The organism is Bradyrhizobium sp. LjRoot220, from assembly GCF_964252915.1.
GTDB lineage: Bacteria > Pseudomonadota > Alphaproteobacteria > Rhizobiales > Xanthobacteraceae > Bradyrhizobium.
On the sequence record NZ_CAXUPS020000002.1, the window covers coordinates 935,069 to 955,612 of the forward strand.

The 20,544-nt window shown below is 62.7% G+C and carries 23 protein-coding genes; 13 read left to right on the forward strand and 10 right to left on the reverse strand.

What is annotated here, in order from left to right:
* Positions 1 to 12 precede the first annotated feature (12 nt).
* From ACSQ84_RS13100 to ACSQ84_RS13115, 4 genes are all read right to left on the reverse strand, one after another.
* Positions 13 to 900 (reverse strand): dienelactone hydrolase family protein, encoded by an 888-nt coding sequence (locus tag ACSQ84_RS13100; RefSeq protein WP_436212061.1) that lies wholly within the window; start codon positions 898 to 900, stop codon positions 13 to 15.
* 42 nt (positions 901 to 942) lie between these two features.
* The gene (locus ACSQ84_RS13105; protein ID WP_436212062.1) at positions 943 to 2,502 is read right to left on the reverse strand and encodes an ABC transporter permease/substrate-binding protein; all 1,560 of its coding nucleotides are present in this window, start codon (positions 2,500 to 2,502) and stop codon (positions 943 to 945) included.
* Positions 2,499 to 3,296 carry an ATP-binding cassette domain-containing protein gene (locus tag ACSQ84_RS13110; RefSeq protein ID WP_436212063.1) on the reverse strand — a complete coding sequence of 266 codons (798 nt, stop codon included), beginning with the start codon at positions 3,294 to 3,296 and terminating at the stop codon, positions 2,499 to 2,501. The genes ACSQ84_RS13105 and ACSQ84_RS13110 overlap by 4 nt, the downstream gene beginning before the upstream one ends.
* 140 nt (positions 3,297 to 3,436) lie before the next feature.
* Positions 3,437 to 4,576: a hypothetical protein gene (locus ACSQ84_RS13115; protein ID WP_436212064.1), complete on the reverse strand. Its 1,140-nt coding sequence runs from the start codon at positions 4,574 to 4,576 to the stop codon at positions 3,437 to 3,439.
* A gap of 235 nt (positions 4,577 to 4,811) precedes the next feature.
* Here ACSQ84_RS13115 and ACSQ84_RS13120 point away from each other — a divergent pair, with 235 nt between their 5' ends.
* Positions 4,812 to 5,636, forward strand: coding sequence for an ABC transporter ATP-binding protein (locus ACSQ84_RS13120; RefSeq protein WP_436212065.1), 825 nt, complete (start codon positions 4,812 to 4,814; stop codon positions 5,634 to 5,636).
* The gene (locus ACSQ84_RS13125; protein WP_436212066.1) at positions 5,636 to 6,424 is read left to right on the forward strand and encodes an ABC transporter permease; all 789 of its coding nucleotides are present in this window, start codon (positions 5,636 to 5,638) and stop codon (positions 6,422 to 6,424) included. Before ACSQ84_RS13120 ends, ACSQ84_RS13125 begins: the two co-directional genes overlap by 1 nt.
* A gap of 106 nt (positions 6,425 to 6,530) precedes the next feature.
* On the opposite strand, the gene ACSQ84_RS13130 is transcribed toward ACSQ84_RS13125, so the two are convergent.
* On the reverse strand, positions 6,531 to 6,980 hold the full coding sequence (locus tag ACSQ84_RS13130) for a cupin domain-containing protein (RefSeq protein WP_436212067.1): 450 nt from the start codon (positions 6,978 to 6,980) through the stop codon (positions 6,531 to 6,533).
* A 212-nt stretch (positions 6,981 to 7,192) separates the two neighbouring features.
* Here ACSQ84_RS13130 and ACSQ84_RS13135 point away from each other — a divergent pair, with 212 nt between their 5' ends.
* From ACSQ84_RS13135 to ACSQ84_RS13170, 8 genes are all read left to right on the forward strand, one after another.
* Complete coding sequence (locus ACSQ84_RS13135) at positions 7,193 to 8,221, forward strand: ABC transporter substrate-binding protein (RefSeq protein ID WP_436212068.1); 1,029 nt, start codon at positions 7,193 to 7,195, stop codon at positions 8,219 to 8,221.
* 42 nt (positions 8,222 to 8,263) lie between these two features.
* Entirely contained in the window at positions 8,264 to 8,980 is a 717-nt protein-coding gene (locus ACSQ84_RS13140; RefSeq protein ID WP_436212069.1) for an NUDIX hydrolase, read from the forward strand.
* 179 nt (positions 8,981 to 9,159) lie between these two features.
* Complete coding sequence (locus ACSQ84_RS13145) at positions 9,160 to 10,422, forward strand: ABC transporter substrate-binding protein (protein WP_436212281.1); 1,263 nt, start codon at positions 9,160 to 9,162, stop codon at positions 10,420 to 10,422.
* Positions 10,423 to 10,445: 23 nt separating this feature from the next.
* Positions 10,446 to 11,213, forward strand: coding sequence for an ABC transporter ATP-binding protein (locus ACSQ84_RS13150; RefSeq protein WP_436212070.1), 768 nt, complete (start codon positions 10,446 to 10,448; stop codon positions 11,211 to 11,213).
* A gap of 2 nt (positions 11,214 to 11,215) precedes the next feature.
* Positions 11,216 to 11,920, forward strand: coding sequence for an ABC transporter ATP-binding protein (locus tag ACSQ84_RS13155; RefSeq protein WP_436212071.1), 705 nt, complete (start codon positions 11,216 to 11,218; stop codon positions 11,918 to 11,920).
* A 7-nt stretch (positions 11,921 to 11,927) separates the two neighbouring features.
* Positions 11,928 to 12,809, forward strand: coding sequence for a branched-chain amino acid ABC transporter permease (locus ACSQ84_RS13160; protein WP_436212072.1), 882 nt, complete (start codon positions 11,928 to 11,930; stop codon positions 12,807 to 12,809).
* Positions 12,806 to 13,804, forward strand: coding sequence for a branched-chain amino acid ABC transporter permease (locus tag ACSQ84_RS13165; RefSeq protein WP_436212073.1), 999 nt, complete (start codon positions 12,806 to 12,808; stop codon positions 13,802 to 13,804). The genes ACSQ84_RS13160 and ACSQ84_RS13165 overlap by 4 nt, the downstream gene beginning before the upstream one ends.
* Entirely contained in the window at positions 13,801 to 14,730 is a 930-nt protein-coding gene (locus tag ACSQ84_RS13170; RefSeq protein ID WP_436212074.1) for a polyphosphate kinase 2 family protein, read from the forward strand. The genes ACSQ84_RS13165 and ACSQ84_RS13170 overlap by 4 nt, the downstream gene beginning before the upstream one ends.
* A gap of 90 nt (positions 14,731 to 14,820) precedes the next feature.
* Here ACSQ84_RS13170 and ACSQ84_RS13175 read toward each other — a convergent pair whose 3' ends face one another.
* The 3 genes from ACSQ84_RS13175 to ACSQ84_RS13185 all read right to left on the reverse strand — a co-directional run bounded on the left by ACSQ84_RS13175 (position 14,821) and on the right by ACSQ84_RS13185 (position 15,903).
* Positions 14,821 to 15,078 carry a hypothetical protein gene (locus tag ACSQ84_RS13175; protein WP_436212075.1) on the reverse strand — a complete coding sequence of 86 codons (258 nt, stop codon included), beginning with the start codon at positions 15,076 to 15,078 and terminating at the stop codon, positions 14,821 to 14,823.
* Between the two features lie 117 nt (positions 15,079 to 15,195).
* Positions 15,196 to 15,645, reverse strand: a complete 450-nt coding sequence (locus tag ACSQ84_RS13180; RefSeq protein ID WP_436212076.1) for an MgtC/SapB family protein — start codon at positions 15,643 to 15,645, stop codon at positions 15,196 to 15,198.
* Positions 15,646 to 15,771: 126 nt separating this feature from the next.
* A complete protein-coding gene (locus ACSQ84_RS13185) occupies positions 15,772 to 15,903 on the reverse strand; it encodes a hypothetical protein (RefSeq protein WP_436212077.1) in 132 nt (43 codons plus the stop codon).
* Positions 15,904 to 16,445: 542 nt separating this feature from the next.
* Here ACSQ84_RS13185 and ACSQ84_RS13190 point away from each other — a divergent pair.
* The 3 genes from ACSQ84_RS13190 to ACSQ84_RS13200 all read left to right on the forward strand — a co-directional run bounded on the left by ACSQ84_RS13190 (position 16,446) and on the right by ACSQ84_RS13200 (position 18,503).
* Positions 16,446 to 18,008 (forward strand): 2-isopropylmalate synthase, encoded by a 1,563-nt coding sequence (locus ACSQ84_RS13190; protein ID WP_436212078.1) that lies wholly within the window; start codon positions 16,446 to 16,448, stop codon positions 18,006 to 18,008.
* A gap of 87 nt (positions 18,009 to 18,095) precedes the next feature.
* Positions 18,096 to 18,269, forward strand: a complete 174-nt coding sequence (locus ACSQ84_RS13195) for a hypothetical protein (protein ID WP_436212079.1) — start codon at positions 18,096 to 18,098, stop codon at positions 18,267 to 18,269.
* Between the two features lie 3 nt (positions 18,270 to 18,272).
* Positions 18,273 to 18,503, forward strand: a complete 231-nt coding sequence (locus tag ACSQ84_RS13200) for a hypothetical protein (protein WP_436212080.1) — start codon at positions 18,273 to 18,275, stop codon at positions 18,501 to 18,503.
* A gap of 97 nt (positions 18,504 to 18,600) precedes the next feature.
* On the opposite strand, the gene ACSQ84_RS13205 is transcribed toward ACSQ84_RS13200, so the two are convergent.
* Positions 18,601 to 18,915 (reverse strand): hypothetical protein, encoded by a 315-nt coding sequence (locus ACSQ84_RS13205; protein WP_436212081.1) that lies wholly within the window; start codon positions 18,913 to 18,915, stop codon positions 18,601 to 18,603.
* Positions 18,916 to 18,975: 60 nt separating this feature from the next.
* Entirely contained in the window at positions 18,976 to 20,532 is a 1,557-nt protein-coding gene (locus tag ACSQ84_RS13210; protein WP_436212082.1) for a DHA2 family efflux MFS transporter permease subunit, read from the reverse strand.
* Positions 20,533 to 20,544 lie beyond the last annotated feature (12 nt).

Below are 20,544 nucleotides of genomic sequence, written 5' to 3' on the forward strand. Positions count from 1 at the left end.
CTGCACAAAAGCCTACGGCTTCAGCACGCCCGCAAAGAACGCTACCGCGCGCGCTATCGCGTCGCGGGTCGCGGACCCATTGGCCTCGTTTCTCTGGCGCGAGGGGCTGGGATCGTCGAAGCCATGCGTCGCATCGGGATAGAGCTGGAACTGGATATCGCCGCCGATTCTCTGGCTTTTGGCGACGAACTCGGCACAGCGCCGCGGCGAGACTTCCTCGTCGGCCGATCCGTGCAACACCTGCACCGGTGCGTAAGGTTTGATCCCGTCGGCGAACTGGCCTTTCAGGCCGCAGCCCGGGTAGAACGCCAGTCCGGCCCGGAAGCCGGTTGCGGGCGTCGGCGCTGATGTGCCGGGCGCGATCGCTGACATCGTCGCCAGCGTGGCGCTGCCGCCGTTGGACCAGCCCTGCAACGCGACCCGATCGGCGATCACGTCGTTGCGGGTCCGCAAGTAAGCCAGCGCGCCATAGGCGTCGAGCGGACGAACGGTGATTTCATTCAATTCATCGGGCCGGGAATCGTAGCTGAAGCGGGGGAAGCCGCGCGGATACCCGCGGGGGCCGAAGCCATCGACCAAAATGGCAAGATAGCCTTGCTGAGCCCAGATCCGTCCCCATTGCTGATGACGCTTTGAAAGCGTCGAAGCGTCGTATTTGCCGTTGGCGGCCGAGGAGTACACGCCGGCGCGGCCATGCATCATCACCACCGCAGGCGTGCGCGATGCATGCGGCGCCTCCGGCATGAAGACGTAACCGACCAGCGTCGTCCGCCCGTCGGCACTCGCAAAGGTGACGCGCGCGGGCAGGGATGCCGCTGTGGCATCGGCCATTCCGAACATCAGTCCCGACATCACGGCGATTCCCGCGGCAGGCAGTGCGAGGGAGCGCGAAAAGTTCACGGCGCGTTTCCACGTGGGCCGGGACACATTAGCGCAGATCGCCTACTTCGTCCCGATCTTGTCCCACAACCACTTCGCCACCGCATCGGGCGATGAAGTCGCGTCGCCACCCGCTGCACGCAGATTGGCCTCGCGCATCACGGCGATATCGATCTTGCCGAGCAGCGGCTGCAGCGCCGCGCGCAACGCCGCATCATTGGCGCGTTTGGGGGCGAGCAGCACCATCGCGTCGTAGGGCGGGATCGCCTGCTTGACGTCGTTCAGCACCACCAGATCGTATTTCGCGATCAGCCCGTCGCTGGTGTAGCCCGCGATCACATCGACTTCGCCGGAGGCTGCGGCGGCATACATGAAGTCCGGCTGCATCTGCCGCTGCGCGCGGAACGACAGCCCGTAGGCTTTTTTCAGCCCGGCCCATTCCGGCCGTGAGAAGAATTCATAGTCCGCGGCCATCGACATTTCGGCCGCGCGCGGCGCCAGATCGGCGATGCTGCGGATGCCGAGCTGCTCGGCCCGTTTGCGCGGCATCACCAGCGAATAGGCGTTCTCGAAGCCGAGTTCGCCGAGCAGCGTGATGTTCTGTTTGGCGAGCATGGTCTTCAATTCCGCGAGCACCTCCTGGCGCGGCCGGATATCGCTGCGCTGGAACTGATTGGCCCACAGCGTACCGGAATAATCGACATAGAGATCGATATCGTTGGAGGCCAGCGCCTCGAAGATCACGTTCGAACCGAGGCCCTCGCGGGAACTGGCGGAGAGACCCGCAGCCCTCATCCGCTGCGCCATCAGCGCCGAGAGCACATACTGCTCGGCAAAGGTCTTGGCGCCGATGACATAGTTGGTTTGAGAGCGCGTCATGGCTGGGATCAGCGTCGCCGCGACCAGCAATGCTATGCCGGCGCCGCCAAGAACAGCGCGAAGCCGGCTGCGGTTGCGCAAGCCGTTCTCGATCAGCGCCAGCAATTGATCGACCGCCAGCGCCAGCACCGCGGCGGAAACGCAGCCGAACAGCACGAAGACCCAGTTCTGGGTCTGCAATCCAGCAAAGATGTAGTTGCCGAGGCTGGTCTGGCCGATCGGCGTCGACAGCGTCGCGGTGCCGATCACCCAGACCGCCGCGGTGCGGATGCCCGCCATCATGACCGGCAATGCCAGCGGCAATTCCACCGTGAACAGGGATTGCCGCGACGTCATGCCGACGCCCTGGGCGGCTTCCAGGATCGCGGCGTCGACGCCCTGCAGGCCGGTGATGGTGTTGCGCAGCACCGGCAGCATCGAATAGAGCGCCAGCGCCAGCACGGCGGGCAGGAAGCCGAAGGCGGAAAATCCATATCCGAACCACGATAGCGACAATGCCGCGAGCGCCAGCAGGAGCGGATAGAACAGCGCGAGCAGCGCCAGTCCGGGTACGGTCTGCACGATGCTGGCAAATCCGAGCAGCGCGCCGCGCATGACGGGTCGATGCCGCGCGACGATCGCGAGGGGCAGGCTGACGGCGAGCCCGAGCGCCAGCGCGGTAACGCTGACGCGGACATGATTGCCGAGATAATCCGGCAGGTGCCCGAGCGCTTCGCTCCAGCGTGGATCGGAGAACAAATTCATGCGGCGCCATCCCGCGGCAGCAGCGCGCCGAGCCGTTCCGCCTGCCGCCGCGGCGTGCGCAGCAATTCGCCGACGTAAGCATCGCCGCTACCGGAGAGTTCGGTCGGCGTGCCTTCTGCCAGCAATTTTCCGCCACCCATGACGGCAACGCGGTCGGCCAGCAGAATGGCCTCGGTCATGTCATGGGTAATCATGACCGTGGTCAGCCCGAGCCGACGGTGCAATTCGCGATAATCGTCGCCGAGTGCGTCGCGGGTCAAGGGGTCGAGCGCGCCGAACGGCTCGTCCATCAGTACGATACGCGGTTTCGCCGCCAGCGCCCGCGCCACACCGACGCGCTGGCGCTGGCCGCCGGACAATTCATGCGGCAGCCGGTCGCGATATTGCGCGCGGTCGAGCCGCACCAGATCGAGCAGTTCATCGACCCGCGCGGCGATTTCGTCCGCAGGCCAGCCGAGCAGCTTTGGCGTGATGCCGATATTGCCGGCGACACTGAGATGCGGAAACAGCCCGCCGCTCTGGAACACATAGCCGATCCGCCGGCGCAACAGGATCGGATCGGCATTGCGGACGTCTTCGCCCTCCACGGTGATGTGGCCCGCGTCGGCCTCGATAAGCCGGTTGGCCAGCCGCAGCAGCGTGGTCTTGCCCGACCCGGAGCCGCCGACGATGGCCAGCAACTCACCCTCGGCGACATCGAGCGAGACGTCGTCCACCGCCACCACGCGCGCATCCCGGCCGGCGTCGAAGGTCTTGGCGACATGCGCGTAGGAGATGAGGGACGAGGCCGGCATTCGACGTGGATTCTCCGAAAGGGAAATAGTGATAGCCGAAAAATCGGCCAATCGTGAGCCAGGCGCCAGCCTTTTTATGCCACCGGCAAGCGTAACATCGTTGGATGGCCGTCGGCCCAGGCAAGCGTCAGGTTGAGCGCTCAGTCCTTCGGGATCATCGCCGAGGCCATAAACGCTGCGACCGCAGCGGAATATTCTGCCAGGCCCTCATGACTGAAATGCATATCGTTACCTCCCCAATAGAAGCGCTCGGGACGCGATCCGGACCGCAGCTTCAATGCCTCGGTGGCATTGAAGAAGCGAAAGCCGTTGGCGAGGCAAATTCTTTGCACCGAAGAGCTGACGAGATCGTTCCAGAGGCGGCCCGCTGGGTCGGGCTTCAAGTGCTGAAGGTGCGGGTGAGAAATGAACAGCACCCGGCTGCCATCCTTGGTGTAATCCTTCAGTACGTCAGCCAGCTCCTGCAGATTGTTCCTGAAGCTCAGCAACGGCTCTGCATATTTCCGTTCGAGATCAGTGCCATGGTCCTGCGAATAGGAAAACAGGGTGAAATCCGACCGGTTCTTTTCAATCACCGCCGGCATGCGCACAAAGGCGTGCCAAAGCTTTGCCGCAAACCTCATTAGATACAAGGGATGCTTGCGAGCCTCCATCAGGCCGATACTGCATTCGCGTCCCATGGGTGAGGCCTTGACGCCGACATTCTGTCCGTGTTCGTCGCGCACAATCAGCCCGCGATATCGCGCAAAATCGTCGTACAGGTCGGTCTCGTCCACGTCGACCACGATATAGTCGGGACGCAGAACCGGCAGCAGCTTCTTGGCCTGCGGCACGAAGATGGCCGGGGAATATGAGGTGTAGCCGGCATTGTAGGTTTTCAGGCAGGTGGCCCGCTCGGTCTTGAAGTATCTTGCGACGTGGTACGGCAGTGTGTTCCTGTCGTCGTAGCCTTCCATGAATGAATCGCCGAGGAACAGGACCGAAACCGGATTTTCGCACTCGGCCTGCTGTGCTGGATCGTCGATGATCCGGATGCCGTTTGCGTCAAAGGATCGCTTGTAGCTGAAGCCGGTCGGATCGCCGTAGATGCACAGATTCTGGTCTTCCGGCGTCGGGCGATGATTCAGGACGTCGGATTGCCAGTTCAAATTGACACTCGCCATTTCGAGGTCGTACAGCGGGCCGAAATACTGCTGCAGCCGAAACCCGATCTCAAAGATCACGCCCCACGTGATGACGAGCAGTACCGCCGGTCCGACGAGGTGAAACCCCCGCTTCATCGAACATCTCCGAAATGAATTCTGAACGGATCAATAGATACACGAATTCGATAGATGGCGATGGGTCTGTCGATCGGCAAACCCCGTTCGCAAGGCAGGCTGCCAAAGCAGACCGGTCGAGCCGACAAAAAGGCGGTGTCCAGAGCTACAAAGGATCAACTACCACGTTGTGCTGCCGCGTTGAACTTGTCGTTCGTAACAGCTAAGGCATGCTGCAAAGTCTGGAGGGGATGCAGTGAACACGGTACAGCCTACGGCGGTCGCGCTTGACGATGCGACGGTGGCATTCCGCCTTGCCGACGCGCGGGTCTATACCGCGGTGGAAAAGGCCAGGCTTTCAGTCGCGCATGGCGAATTCGTCGCCATTGTAGGACCTACCGGATGTGGGAAATCGACGCTGCTCAACGTCGCCGCCGGTCTGTTGAAGCCGGCCGCAGGCGCGGTGCGGATTTTTGACCAGCCGCTCACCGGGCTCAATCGGGACGCCGGCTATCTGTTTCAGGCCGACGCGCTGTTTCCCTGGAAGACCGCGATCGACAATGTCGCCATTGGCCTCGAGATCAAGGGCGCGCCGCGGGGAATCGCCCTGGAGCGCGCGCAGGGCTGGCTGACGGCGGTCGGGCTCGGCGCGTTCGGCAACCGCTATCCGCATATGCTGTCCGGCGGGCAGCGCAAACGCGTGGGCCTCGCGCAAGTGCTGATCCGCGATCCCAAGATCCTGCTGATGGATGAGCCGTTCGGGCCGCTCGATGCCCAGACCCGCCAGATCATGGGCAATCTCTTGCTGGAACTATGGACCGCCGACCGCAAGGCGGTGCTGTTCGTGACCCACGATCTCGAAGAGGCGATCGCGCTGGCCGACCGCGTGGTGATCATGTCGGCAGGGCCAGGCGCACGCATCATCGGCGACTGGAAGGTGGCGCTGCCGCGCCCGCGCGACATCGCGGAAGTACGGATGGAAAAGCAGTTCCACGAGTTGCACCGGGAAATCTGGAGCGTGCTGAAGGATGAAGTGATGAAAGGCTACGCGCAGTCCTCGCAAGTGGCGGAGGCCGGCTGATGTCCCGCCTGACGCTGCTGTTCTGGCAATTGATGGTCGCCGTGGTCGCCCTCTCGCTGTGGCAGTTCTTCGCCACCGTTCCGGTGTTCGGCCGCATGCTGTTGCCGCCGTTCTTCTTCTCCACTCCGGTCGATGTCGCCAGCCAGGTCTACAAATGGTTCGCGACCGGCGTGATCTGGAAGCATCTGATGATCACGCTGTGGGAGTCGGTCCTGGCCTTCGTGATCGGTTCGGTCGGCGGCGTGCTGGTCGGCTTCTGGTTCGCACGCCAGCCCCGCGTCGCCGCGGTGTTCGATCCCTATGTCAAGATGATGAACGCGCTGCCGCGCGTGGTGCTGGCGCCGATCTTCGCGCTGTGGCTCGGGCTCGGCATCTGGTCCAAGGTCGCGCTCGGCGTGACGCTGGTGTTCTTCATCGTGTTCTTCAACGTCTATCAGGGCGTCAAGGAGGTCAGCACCACCGTGCTGGATAACGGCCGCATGCTCGGCATGAGCGAACGGCAGTTGACGCGGCATGTGTATTGGCCGTCGGCGTTGTCGTGGATGTTTTCCTCGCTGCACACAGCGGTCGGCTTCGCGGTGGTCGGCGCCGTTGTCGGCGAATATCTGGGATCGGCGGCCGGCCTCGGCTATTTGATCCAGCAGGCCGAGGGTGTATTCGACGTCGGCGCTGTTTTCGCCGGCATGTTCGTGCTGTCCGCCTTCGTTATCCTGATCGACTACGGCGTGACGCTGGTCGAGCGGCGGCTTCTGGTATGGCGGCCGACGGCGACGGAGAGCAGGGGGTAGGGACTCACTCCGTCATTCCGGGGGCGATACAAAGCACCAGACCTCAGGTGCGCAATTGCGTACCTGAGGTCTGGTGCTGCGCACCAACCCGGGATGACGCCTCGCGTCAGTTCAGCATCTTCGTATCATCCGGTGCCTGCGGCGGGGTCTTGATCGCGATCGCCTTGAAGGTTCGTCCGTCCGGCTTGGTGCCGCCATGGGCGGTGCCCTTGGGGATCACGACGAGGTCGCCCGGCTTCACCTTGACTTCCTTGTCGCCCAGCCAGACCGTCCCGGTGCCCTCGAGGATGAACTGCATCTCGTTGGTGTTCGGATGCATGTGCTTGGGCACGTTGCCGTCCTGGATCGAGATCGTGACGCCGTCGGCGGAGACGAACATCTTGGAGCGGAACCCGGCGGGATTGGCAGACCCGAGCGCGTCACCATTCATCTCACCGGTAGAGATGACCTGCGCTGTAATGTTCTCGGCGGCATGGGCCGGACGCAGCAGATGCGTAACGCCGACGCCGGCGGCGAAAGCGGCTGATATAGCGAGCGTCGTAGCGATGCGATTCATGGATAGGCCCCCTGGGTTGTATTTTCTTGCAAGGCAATGCTACGCCGCGAAGGCGCACTTCGCCAGCGCGACGAAACACCACGCATCCGCGATGGAATAAATCGCAGCGAGCGGACCAGCGTTGCAATAACAGGCCCTCGCATTGTCACCAAAGCCGCCTTCTCAAGGCGTGTGCGCTGCATTATCCTGCCGGCAACCCATCGGAGGAAACCATGAAGAAAATTGTTGGCCGGCTGGCCGGGGCGCTACTGGCGCTGGTGCTGACGTCGAGCTTTGCCGCAGCGCAAAGCAAGGTCACCATCGCGATCGGAGGCGGTTCGTGCCTTTGCTATCTGCCGACGGTGCTGGCCAGGCAGCTCGGCGAATACGAAAAAGCCGGCCTGGCCGTCGAATTGGTCGATCTCAAGGGCGGCTCGGATGCGCTCAAGGCCGTGCTCGGCGGCAGCGCCGACGTGGTGTCCGGCTATTTCGACCATTGCGTCAATCTGGCCGCCAAGAAGCAGGAACTGGTGTCGTTCGTGGTCTATGACCGCTACCCCGGGCTGGTGCTGGTCGTATCGCCCTCGCACAACAAGGAAATCAACTCGATCAAGGATCTGGCCGGCAAGAAAGTCGGCGTCAGCGCGCCGGGCTCCTCGACCGATTTCTTCCTGAAATATCTGTTGAAGAAGAACGGTCTCGATCCGACCAGCGCCTCTGTCATCGGCGTCGGCCTTGGTGCCACCGCGATCGCGGCGATGCAGCAGGGCCAGATCGACGCGGCCGTGATGCTGGATCCGTCGGTCACGGTACTGCAGGGCAGCTATCCCGACTTGAAGATACTGAGCGACACCCGCACCCAAAAGGACACGCTGAGCGTTTTCGGCGGCGAATATCCGGGCGGCTCGCTCTACACCACGGCGGCCTGGATCAAATCCCACGAGAAGGAAGTGCAGGCTTTGACCACCGCGATCGTCAACACGCTGAGCTGGATTCACTCGCACACGCCGGAGGAGATCATGGCGAAAATGCCGGAAGAGATCGTCGGCAAGAACAAGGAGCTGTATCTGGCGGCGCTGAAGAACACGATCCCGATGTATTCCTTGAACGGCAAGATGGACCCGAAGGGCGCGGATGCCGTGCTCGCGGTGTTCAGCGAAGGCTCGCCCGAGGTCGCAAAAGCCAATATCGACGTCACCAAGACCTACACCAATAAATATGTCGATCAGGTCAAGAAAACGACGGGATCGAACGCCAGATAAGCGTGAAGTGGTGCGTGACATCATGCAGGAAGCGATGCGGCGATGAATGGCACGACACCTTCGGTCATTCATCGCGTTGTCTCGCTCGATTTGCCGGTCTTGTCCTGGTCCTGGCCGTTCGCCGACGCGCGGCGCGCCGAGATCGATGCGCATTTTGCGCAGGCGCAGCGCGAGAATCCGCATTTGTGGAACGGGCGCGTGCTGCTCGGACGCCATCCGGTCTTTGCCGGCAGTCACCTCACGGCCGGCTATTTCGAAACCGATTTCGCCAGCTTCCTGGCGTGGCGCGACTGGGGTTTTCCCGACAAGGACGTGTTCAACGGGTTCGGGATGGGCGCGCTACGCTGCGCCGACGGCGCGTTCCTGCTGGGTGAGATGGGCCGGCACACTTCCAACGCCGGGCGCATCTATTTTCCGTCAGGCACGCCCGATCTCGATGACGTCAGGGATGGCGCGCTCGACATATCCGGCAGTGTGGCGCGCGAACTCGAGGAGGAAACCGGTCTGGCGGCGGGCGACTACCGCAGCGATGCTGATTGGCACTGCGTCTACACCGGTCCGGCGCTGGCGATGATCCGGCTGCTGCACGTCGATATGCCCGGTGAAGCATTGCGCGCCCGGATCGAGGCTAATCTTGCCTTGCAGCAATCGCCTGAACTATCGGCAATTCATCTGGTGCGCGGAACGCGCGATCTCACGTCAGCGATGCCGCACTTTGTCACCTCGTTCATTGAAGCGCAGCTGGGGCCCCAACCCTGACGTGCAGGCGTGCCTCAAAATTGGCCTGCGTTGGGTAGACGCATCCCAATGCGCTTGACATCGGTCTGCACTCCCCATGTGATAGGCGCCGTCAAGAATAATAAGACGCAAAATCTTCCAGGGAGGGATTTATGCCGGGGCACAAAATTTCACGCCTGTTTGTCGGACTGACCGCCGCGATGGCGCTGCTGGGAACGGTGGTTGTCGCCGAGGCCCAGGAAAAGAAAATCAAGATCGGTGTGATCTACGACCTGACCGGACCACTCGCCGGCGGCGGTTCCGAGCTGCAATACACCGGCGCCAAGATCATGCTCGACCATTTCAGCAAGACCGGTGTCGAAGGCTACAAGATCGAGGCGGTCTACGCCGATGCGCAGAGTAAGCCCGATGTCGCCATCAACGAGGCGATCCGCCTCGTTGAGCAGGAAAAGGTCGACATGCTGCTCGGCTTCTTCTCGTCGGCGCAGTGCGTGCCGGTGGCCGCCCGCGTCGAGCAATTGAAGAAGTTCATGTGGATCACCACCTGCATTTCCTCGGCGGTGCTCGCCGACAAGAATTTCAAATATATCTTCCGCCCACAGGCCAGCGGCGATCAGTTCGGCCTGATGACGATGGATTTCATCGCCCAGAACGCCAAGGAAAAGTTCGGCAAGGAGCCGAAGGACCTGCGGGTGGCGATCATCCATGAGGACGGCGCCTACGGCGTCGACGTGTCGAAGGGCAACGAGGCGGGCGCCAAGAAGGCCGGCTTCAACGTCGTCCTGAAGGAAGGCTATTCCGCCACCGCGCCGGATCTTTCCGCGCTCGTCACCAAGCTGAAGCGCGGACGGCCCGACGTGGTGTTCCATACCGGCTACAACCCGGACATCACGCTGCTGCTGCGCCAGGCGCGCGAGCAGGGCCTGAAATTCGGCGCGCTGGTCGGCCATGGCGCGGGCTATGGCGTGTACGAGAAGCTGAAGGAAGGGCTTGGCGGCGACGTCAACTACGTCTTCAACACCGATCCGATCTCGATCTGGCTTGCCAACCAGAAGTCGATGGATCCGAAGCTGCCGCCGATCATCAAGATGGTGGGTGAGGAGTTCGACAAGGCGAAACCCGGCGTCGCCATCCGCTCCGCCCATGTCGGCATGGCCGCGTCGAACACCTACGTCTTCATGACCGAAGTGCTGCCGCGCGCCATCAAAAAATATGGCGGTGTCGATCCCGAAGCGCTGCGCAAGGCGGCGCTGGAAGTCGACCTGCCCGAAGGCGGCACCATGCTGGGTTTCGGCGTCAAGTTCTACGGCGAGGGCCAGCAGATGGCCGGCCAGAATGAGCGCTCGTTCCCGGTGGTGATCCAGTATGTCGACGACAAATCGTATGTGGTGTGGCCGAAGAGCCAGGCGCAACGCGAGGCCGTGCTGCCGTTGCCGAAGGGCACCACCTTCAGCAACCAGTAACACGGGTTAGCGGAGAGCTTTCGGTGCTGACGGTGAATGGATTGGTGAAGCGCTTCGGCGGCTTTACCGCAGTCAACAACGTGTCGTTCCGGGTCGAGCAGGGCGAGATTCTCGGCCTGATCGGCCCCAACGGCTCCGGCAAGAGCACGATCTTCAACATGCTGTCGGGCACGCTGGTCCCGACCGCAGGCTCGATTCTGTTCGACGGCGCGGAGATCGCAGGCGCCGCCCCTCATCGCATCATCAACCGCGGCATCGGCCGCACCTTCCAGATCCCGCGGCCGTTCCACCGGCTCAGCATCTTCGAGAACGTGGAACTGGCCGGCTACTATGGCCGGGGCAGCCATAGCCGCGCCGAGGCCGACGAGGCCGCCGAAAAGGCGCTTCGTATGGTCGGCCTGACGACGGATCGCCATGCCATGGTCGATGGGCTCGGCGCCGCCGGCCTGAAGAAGCTCGAACTCGCGAAAGCGCTGGCGACCGGGCCGAAACTTCTGCTCGCCGACGAGAGCCTCGGCGGCCTCGACGAGCACGAGATGGATCAGGCTGCCGACATGCTGCGCAAGATCCGCGACGAACTCGGCATCACCATCATCTGGGTCGAGCACATCATGGGCGTGCTGATGCGGGTGGTCGACCGCGTCATGGTGCTCGATCACGGCGAGAAGATTTCCGAAGGTTTGCCGAGTGCCGTGTCGAGCGATCCCCGCGTGATTGAGGTCTACCTCGGCACCGATGCGGATTCGACCCAGGTCGCGGCCGGGGAAGCGCGCCGGCGGGCAGGGGACTAGGCATGCTCGAACTGAAATCGGTCGATGCGGGTTACGGCAGTTTCCAGGCGCTGTTTGGCGTCAACCTCGACGTCAAGGCAGGCGAGGCGGTCGGCGTGATCGGTCCCAACGGCGCCGGCAAGACCACGCTGATGCGGGTGATCTCCGGCCTGATCCGGCCTGTCAAAGGCTCGATCTCGATGCAGGGCACCGACGTGCTGGCGACGCCGGCGCATCGCATCGTCAGCCTCGGCATCGCCCATGTGCCGGAAAATCGCCGGCTGTTTCCGCGGCTGACGGTCGACGACAATCTGAAGATGGGCGCCTACATGGAAGGCGCCCGCGCCAAATATGCCGAGCGGCTGGAATTCGTGTTCGATCTGTTTCCGCGCATGAAAGAACGCCGCAGCCAGATGGCCGGCACCATGTCGGGCGGCGAACAGCAGATGTGCGCGATCGGCCGGGCGCTGATGTCGAATCCGAAACTTTTGCTGCTCGATGAGCCGTCGGCCGGACTGGCGCCGGTCGTGGTGCAGCAGGTGTTCGAACTGGTCAAACGGATCCGCGCCGGCGGGCTCACGGTGCTGATCGTCGAGCAGAACGTGCAGCAGGTGCTGCGCGTGGTCGATCGCGCCTACCTGCTCGAGGCCGGCAGCATCCGCGCCTCCGGCACCTCGGCGGAGATGCTGAACAACGACACCATCAAGCAAGCGTATCTGGGAGTGTAGGATCGCGATGCAGGGATTTCTGGACGTATTCGACATCTATCTGCTGGAGGCCGTGGTCAACGGCATCCTGCTCGGCGGAGTGCTGGCGCTGCTGGCGCTCGGGCTCAACCTGATCTTCGGCGTCATCGACGTGACCTGGATCTGCTATGCCGAACTGGTCATGATCGGCATGTACGGCATGTACTATTTGGTGCAGTTTTACGGCCTGCCGTATTGGGTCGCGGCGCCGCTGACCATTCTGCTGGTGGCACTGCTGGGCGCCGCGCTGCACTACATCGTCATCGCGCCGCTGCTCACCGCGCCGCCGATCAACCAGCTGCTCGCGACCGGCGGCGTGCTGTTCATCCTGCAGAGCTTCGCCACCGTCGCCTTCGGCATCGACTTCCGCAATCTCGGCATCCGCCTGCCGGTGCTGGCGCTCGGCGAGATGCACTTCAGCTATTCGCGGCTGCTGTCGTTCGCCGCGGCGCTGATCGGCATGATCACCGTCTACCTGTTCATGACGCGCACCTATACCGGGACCGCGATCCGCGCCATCTCGCAGGACCGTCAGATCATGTCGCTGATGGGCGTCGATACCAAGCGCATCTACCTCATCACTTCGGCGCTGGGCGGCGCGCTGGCCGGCCTCGCGGCCTGCCTCCTGGTGCTGCAATACGACGTGCATCCCTTCGTCGGCCTGTCGTTCGGGCCGATCACCTTTTTGATCTGCGTGCTCGGCGGGCTCGGCAACTTCGTCGGCGGCTTCATCGCGGCGTTCGTGTTTGCCGAGATTATTTCGCTCGGCGGCCTGTTCTCCGACCTCGAATGGGGCTACGTGCTCGCTTTCGCCTTCTTCATCGTCATGATGTTCATCCGGCCGGCCGGTCTTTTCGCGAGGCGCTCGTGAATCCGCGTCATGCCGGCTGGGCCGTTGCGCTGGCAGCGCTGATCGCGCTGCCCTTCGTCTATCGCGATCCGTATCACCTGCACATTCTGGTGCTGATCCTGATCTGGTCGTTCGCCTACACCTCGTGGTCGATCATGGGCCGCTTCGGCCTGGTGTCGCTCGGCCATGGCGGCTTCATGGGCGTCGGCGCCTATGTCACGGCACTGTTGTGGAACCATCTCGGCGTCTCGCCGTGGATCGGCATTCCGCTCAGCATGCTGGCGGCCGGCGTGCTCGCGGTCATCGTCGCCTATCCCTGCTTCCGCTTCCGCATCACCGGGCATTATTTCGTGCTGGTGACGCTGGCACTCTCCGGCATCGTGCTGCAGGTCATCACCGCGACGCGCGACTACACCGGCGGCTCGCTCGGCTACACCCCGAACCGCACCAAGGGCAGCCAGTTGCTGGCGCTGCAGTTCGACGACAAGACGACGTGGTACCTGATCGCGCTGTTCGTCTGGGTGGTAGGCCTTTTGATCTGGCGCTGGGTCGACCGCAGCATGAGCCGCTATGCCATGGAGGCGATCTCGGACGATGAGGATGCCGCCGCCGCCGCCGGCGTCAACGTCACCTTCGAAAAGCTCAAGATCACCATCATCAGCGCGCTGATGACGGCGCTCGCCGGCGCGCTGTACTGCCAGTACCAGATGTTCATCTCGCCCGATACGGTCAGCGGCATTGCGGTGTCCCTGCAAATGGTGTTCGCCGTCATCGTCGGCGGCGTCTATGTGTCGTTGGGGCCGACGGTCGGCGCCGTCATCACGATCCTGCTTGCCGAATTTCTGCGCATCTGGTTCGGGACCAAGGCGGTGGGCTGGGACAACCTCGTCTACGGCGTGCTGCTGGTGCTGTTCATCATATTCCTGCCCAAGGGCATTCTCGGTAGCATCATCGATCGGCTCAGGACGCAATCCAGGAAGCCCATGGAGAAACCGGCGGCGAAGCCGACCTCATGAGCAAGCAATCACAGCCACCGCTTGGCGATGCACTGAAGCCCTTTGTCGCGCCGTTCCGCGTCGACGGAACGGGCGAGTTTCACCTGAAATCGCACAAGACCAACGAAAAGGGTGGCCTCGACAAGGAGAAGGGCGAGAAGATCATCGAGGCCAACCGCAAGCGGCTGAGTGATTTTCAGGAAAAGCTCTACGCGCAGGACCGCTGGTCGATGCTGCTGGTGTTCCAGGGCATGGACGCCGCCGGCAAGGACTCCGCGATCAAGAGCGTGTTCGAAGGGGTAAACCCGCAGGGCTGCGAAGTCACGTCTTTCAAGCAGCCGTCGACCAAGGAGCTCGATCACGATTTTCTCTGGCGCAGCATGATCGCGCTACCCGAGCGCGGCCGGATCGGCATCTTCAACCGTTCGTACTACGAGGAATGTCTCGTGGTGCGAGTACACCCCGAGATCCTCGGCAAGCAGAAGATTCCAAAAAAGCTGGTGACCAAGAATATCTGGCGCGAACGGTTCGAGGATATCTCCAGCATGGAGCGTTACCTCGCGCGCAACGGCACCGTTATTTTAAAGTTCTTCCTCAACATCTCCAGGGAAGAGCAGCGCGAGCGCTTCCTCGCCCGGCTGGAGGAGCCCGCCAAGAACTGGAAGTTCTCGCTGGCCGATATTGCCGAGCGCAAGCTATGGGCGAAATACCAGGCCGCCTATCAGGACATGATCCGCCACACCTCGGCGCGCCACGCGCCGTGGCATGTGGTGCCGGCCGACCACAAATGGTTCGCCCGCGTCGTGATCGGCTCGACCATCGTCAGCGCGCTCGACAGGCTCGATCTGCGTTTCCCGGAGGTCGACAAGGCCGACCGCAGCGAATTCGCAAAAGTGCGCGAGGCGCTGCTGGCGGAAGAGAAGGCGACGAAGGTTGCGAAGAAGTAGGGTGGGCAGAGGCGCTCTTGCGCCGTGCCCACCATCGTTGCGCACGCCAGGAATGGTGGGCACGCTTCGCTTTGCCCACCCTACGACTTGTCAGTCCCGGCCGGCCTCCAGGCCATATTCCCGATAGATCGTCTCCGGATCGGTTTGCGGAAACAGCCGGCACTTCGCCTGGGCCAGATGCAGGCCGACGCTTCCGGGGGCGCAGCCGGCCGTCAGGAGCTTCCTGAGATCGTCCATGTGAGGTCGCGGCTGAATTTTCTCCGGAAGCTGTTCGAGCGCGACCAGGGCCGTGGCGAGGGCCTGCGTCACCACCCACTCGTCATGGCCCGTAACCCCCTTCTTTGACATGGGACAGCCTCCTGCCGGATCGGTAGCCGGCAGCTTACGTCAATAGGCGGGGTTTGCGCAAAAGTTGAGGCGGCGGCCTCGCGCAACGCAACAAAGCGCCTTTACGCTGCGGCCTTTTCAGGTCCGATCGGGCTTGCCGCCTTCGCCTGCATCACTTTCGTCCTTGACGAGTGTCAGCAGGCGCAACGTCAGGAAGGTAAACACGGCGACCGTGACGGCGACGTCATAACTGCCGAGCCCGACGGAAACGCCGATCGCGCCGGTCGCCCACAGGCTTGCCGCGGTCGCAGTGCCGTGAACCGAGCTGCCCTGTTTGAGAATGGCGCCGCCGCCGATGAAGCCGATGCCGGTAATCAGCCCTTCGATGACTTTGGCCATGCCGTCGGGTGAGTGCACGAGCAGGTTTTCGCTGGCTTGCACGAAGCCGCAACTGGCCAGGGCGACCAGCGGAAAGGTCCTCAGGCCGGCGCTTCGCGCGTACTTCTCGCGGTCCCAGCCGATCGGCACCGCGAGCGCGAAGGCGGCGGCCAGCGCAAGAAAGTGACTGCCGATCTGAAACCTGTCCAAACGCGCGCTCCGTCCATGAACCGGTCACCGGTTCATACAACTGGCGGCCGCGCACCACCATGTGGCTTTAAGCGCTGCAGGATGGTGGAACAAATACGGCATCCGCGTAACGCCTACCCGGCGCGCTCAGCCCCGATGCAGCGGTTGTGCGATCGCCGACGTTTGAATGTGCAGCTGGCGGACCGTGGTCAGCGTCGCAAAGAGAACCGCAAGGCTGAAGGCCGCCAGCAAGGTCAGCAGGAGAAACCGCTGGCTCATCCGCCGCTCCGTTTTTCAAATATCTCCACCGGGGCCAAAGATGGTTCTCGGTCCCCGGGTTTCAACCCGAACGAAAATCAGGGTGGGCATTGCCCGCCGGTCGCCGGGTCACGGCTGCGTGTCCGCGGGGGTAGAAGGCAGGGCACCATTTACCCTGCCGCGCTTTTGCCGCGTTAGGTCAACTATCCTGACCGTCTTTTGGCATTGCGGCCGGCCATATTTCTCGTCTAGAACGGCCCTGGAACGTGGTCCCGGCAACGAACCGTCAATGGTTTTGGTCGAGGATTTCGGCTCCTCAAGGGTCTGGCAATGCTGACAAGCAGCGAAAATGTTGGAGTTCAGGGTGGATCGGCTTCGGCCGTCCGTATCCCGGCGATTCCGGCTGCGTCCTTGCCCACCCTCCTTCTTGGCGGGCTGCTGCTTCTTATCGGCCCCTGAGGGCCGTCTGGGCGGTTTGCGCCTGGGCACTCAGGGGTTGCGCGAGAACACCAAGAACCCTTCAGCGCCCAGACCGCGGCGCACGACCCAAAAGGAATTTTCAGATGACTTCAGTTAAAAAGTCCGAGAAGGACCGCGTAATCGTATTCGATACCACGTTGCGCGACGGCGAGCAGTGCCCCGGCGCCACCATGACGTTCGAGGAAAAGCTCGAGATAGCCGAGATGCTCGACGACATGGGCGTCGACGTCATCGAGGCCGGTTTTCCAATTACATCCGAAGGTGATTTCCAGGCGGTCAGCGAGATCGCCCGCCGCTCCAAGAACTCGGTGATCGCAGGCCTGTCGCGGGCCAATCCAAAGGACATCGACCGCTGCGCCGAAGCGGTGAAATTCGCCCGGCGCGGCCGCGTCCACACCGTGATCGCAACCTCGCCGCTGCACATGCGCGTCAAGCTGAACATGACGCCCGAGCAGGTGATGGAACTCTCGATCGCCAACGTCACCCGCGCCCGCAACCAGATCGACGACGTCGAATGGTCGGCCGAGGACGCCACCCGCAGCGAGATGGACTACCTCTGCCGCATCGTCGAGGCCGTGATCAAGGCCGGCGCCACTACGGTCAATATTCCCGACACCGTCGGCTACACCACGCCCGAGGAATACACCCGCTTCATGCGCACGCTGATCGAGCGGGTGCCGAATTCCGACAAGGCGGTATTCTCGGTCCATTGCCACAACGACCTCGGCATGGCCGTTGCCAATTCGCTGGCCGGCATCGCCGGCGGCGCGCGGCAGATCGAATGCACCGTCAACGGCATCGGCGAGCGGGCCGGCAATGCCGCGCTGGAAGAAGTCGTGATGGCGATGAACGTCCGCCAGGACGTATTTCCGTGGTGGAATAATATCGACACCACCATGCTGACCCGGGCCTCGAAACTGGTATCGGCGGCGACCTCGTTCCCGGTGCAGTACAACAAGGCCATCGTCGGCCGCAATGCGTTCGCCCATGAGAGCGGCATCCATCAGGACGGCGTGCTGAAGGATGCTTCGACCTACGAGATCATGCGGCCCGAGATGATCGGCCTGAAGAAGTCGTCGCTGGTGCTCGGCAAGCATTCCGGCCGTCACGCCTTCGTGCACAAGCTGGAGGAGATGGGTTACAAGCTCGGCGCCAACCAGCTGGAAGACGCCTTCGTGCGGATGAAGGCGCTCGCCGACCGCAAGAAGGACATCTATGACGAGGACATCGAGGCGCTGGTCGATCAGGAGATCGCGGCTTCGCATGACCGCATCAAGCTGACGTCGCTGACGGTGATCGCGGGCACCCATGGACCGCAGCGCGCCACCATGAAGCTCGACATTGGCGGCCAGATCAAAATCGAGGAGGCCGAAGGCAACGGCCCGGTCGACGCGGTGTTCAACTGCATCAAGGCGCTGGTGCCGCACGAGGCCAAGCTCGAACTGTACCAGGTCCATGCCGTCACCGAGGGAACCGACGCGCAAGCCGAAGTCTCGGTGCGGCTTGCCCATGAAGGCCGCTCGATGACCTCGAAGGCGTCAGATCCGGATACGCTGGTCGCTTCGGCAAAAGCCTATCTCGGCGCGCTCAACAAGATCGTCATGAAGCGCGAGCGCGACATGCCGTCGTCGGCCGTGGCGAGCTGACGGCGCGTAGCGCCGTCATTCCGGGGCGATGCGAAGCATCGAACCCGGAATCTCGAGATTCCGGGTTCGTCCTTCGGACGCCCCGGAATGACGGTCGAAAAAATGAGAAAATCGAAACGCGGCGCCTGTGGTGCCGCGTTTCTGTTTGGTGCGAACACCTTTGCGGCGCCACACCGTGATTCCGGTCACAGCGAAATCATCCGGCTTTGGTCAGCTTCGATGGCGAGCCTCGGCGATCTCGATCCCCTGGATGGGCGTTGAGGGATGGACGGCCAATTGAAGGAGACATTCATGGCCAACACGCAAGCAACTGTGAACACCGACGGCCTCGCGCGGTTGTCTGATTCCAATCTGGACAAGGTCAGCGGCGGCTGGTTTCCGTTCGTCGCCTTGGGCGTGGCATTGGGAATCGGCTACTGCATCGTCGATGGAACGCTCGACCCGAAGCCCGGCCCGAAGGGTGATTTCCCGATCGGCCCGAAGAACGTGGGTTGATCGCTCAGCCAGGATTGCCGCGAAGCGACGCCGCGCCGCACAGGTGCGGCGTCGTGCGTTTGAAGGTCGCGAGACGGCGCGACCGGCCGAAGCCGATTTACTTCCGGCCGGTGGCCGGCAGCTGGACCGGGACGTGCGGCGAGGTGCTTACCGCTCTGGTGCTGCCGTCCGAATAGGTCGGGCTGCGCTCGGCCTCGCTCCGGAGGGTTTCCAATACCAGAAAGAATTTTTCTGAGAGCATGGCGTGTTCCACTTCGTTGAGGATGCCACCGCTAGTCTGGTGAAATTCGTTTCTCAGTAACACTTCAGCATGCCCGGAAATCATTTCAGGAAGGGTTCGCCAGATCACTAAAATGGCTTCATTGATGGGGAGAATTGTTTCATCAAGGCCGGTCCGCGAAATATATATCACGGAAACGCGATTGCCGCGTCCGTAAGAGCCCGGTGCTCGTGCATCGCATCAAGCCGCCTCTCAATCCGCCTTGCGGCCCCGAACCATCAGGACGAACACCACGGCAAGGCCCGACGTCACCGTGTACATCGTGAACGCATTCAGGTAGCCGATCATCATCGACTGGCGCGCGATCTCCTTGGCCGCCCTCGCAAGGCCCGGCACGGTATCGAAGTTCCAGGCGCCCATCGTGCCCGGCGTCGTCAGCGCACGATTATAGGGCGAGATCATCTCGGTCATCCGGCTGTAATTGGCCCCTGCGGTGCGCACGATCTCGGCGATCGACAGCGAAATGAAGAAGCTCGATCCGATGTTGCGCAGCAAATGGAAGATCGCGGACGCTTCCGCATAATGCTTCGCGTCGAGCGTGCCGAATGCCACCGCCGTGATCGGCACCCAGACCACGCCGACGGCAAATCCCTGGATCATGCTGTTGACGACCAGAAGCTCCATCGTGACGTTGAGGTCGAAGGTCAGCATCCACAACCCGGCCACGGTCTGCAGGCCAAAACCGAACGCCATGGTGAGGCGCGGATCGAGCCGGTTCATGAAGCCGGCCATCATGAAGCCGACCAGCATGCCGACGCCGCGCGATCCGATCACCTGTCCGACCAATGCGTCGGGGTAGCCGGCCTGCTGCTGCAGCAGCGGCGGTAGCAGCACCATCGGCGTGAAGTTCAGCATGCCGTAGATCGTTACCAGCGCCAGCCCGATCGCATAATTGCGGTCGGTCAGCAGCTTCAGGTTCACGAACGGATTGCGGGCGCCGATGCTGTGGACGAGGAAGACATAGAACGCGATCCCCGCAATCAGGCATTCGATCACGATCTCGGTCGAGTCGAACCAGTCCAGCCGCACGCCGCGGGCCAGCACCAGCTGGATCGCGGCCAGCGCGGTCGCCAGCGCGATAAAGCCGGTCCAGTCGAAGCGGACCTTGGTCAGCTGGCTGTCGGAAGGCAGCGTCCAGGCCATGCCGAACGTGGCCGCAATCCCGATCGGCACCAGCATGTAGAACGACCAGCGCCAGCTATGCGCCTCGGCGAGATAGCCGCCATATACCGGACCGAATACCGGTGCTACCGCGACCGCCATTCCGAAGATCGACATCACCATCGAGTGCTGGCGGCGCGGGAAGGTCGCAAACAGGATCGACTGCGACAGCGGCACCAATGGCGCCCCCGCGCCGCCCTGCAGGATGCGCCACAGCACCAGCGTTTCGAGCGATTGCGCCATGCCGCACAGCAGCGTCGTCAGCGTGAAGCACCCGACCGACCACACCATGACGCGTCTGCTGCCGAAGCGGGAGACCAGCCAGCCGGTCATCGGCGTCACCACCGCGGTCGCCAGGATGTTGAAGGTCATCACCCAGGCGACCTCGTCCTGGGTCGCCGACAGCGCGCCCTGCATCTGCGGCAGGATGGTCGAGGTCGTCAGCAGCGCGGTGCCGTACAGCGAAGAGCCGAGCACCACCGTCATCAGCGTCAAATAGCGTTGCGCCGTGGACAGGGTCCCGGCGACGTCCTCGGCCTCCATGCTGGTGGAACTCAGGGCGATGTCCCTTGCGGCAGCTGATGTCAAATACTAACCTAG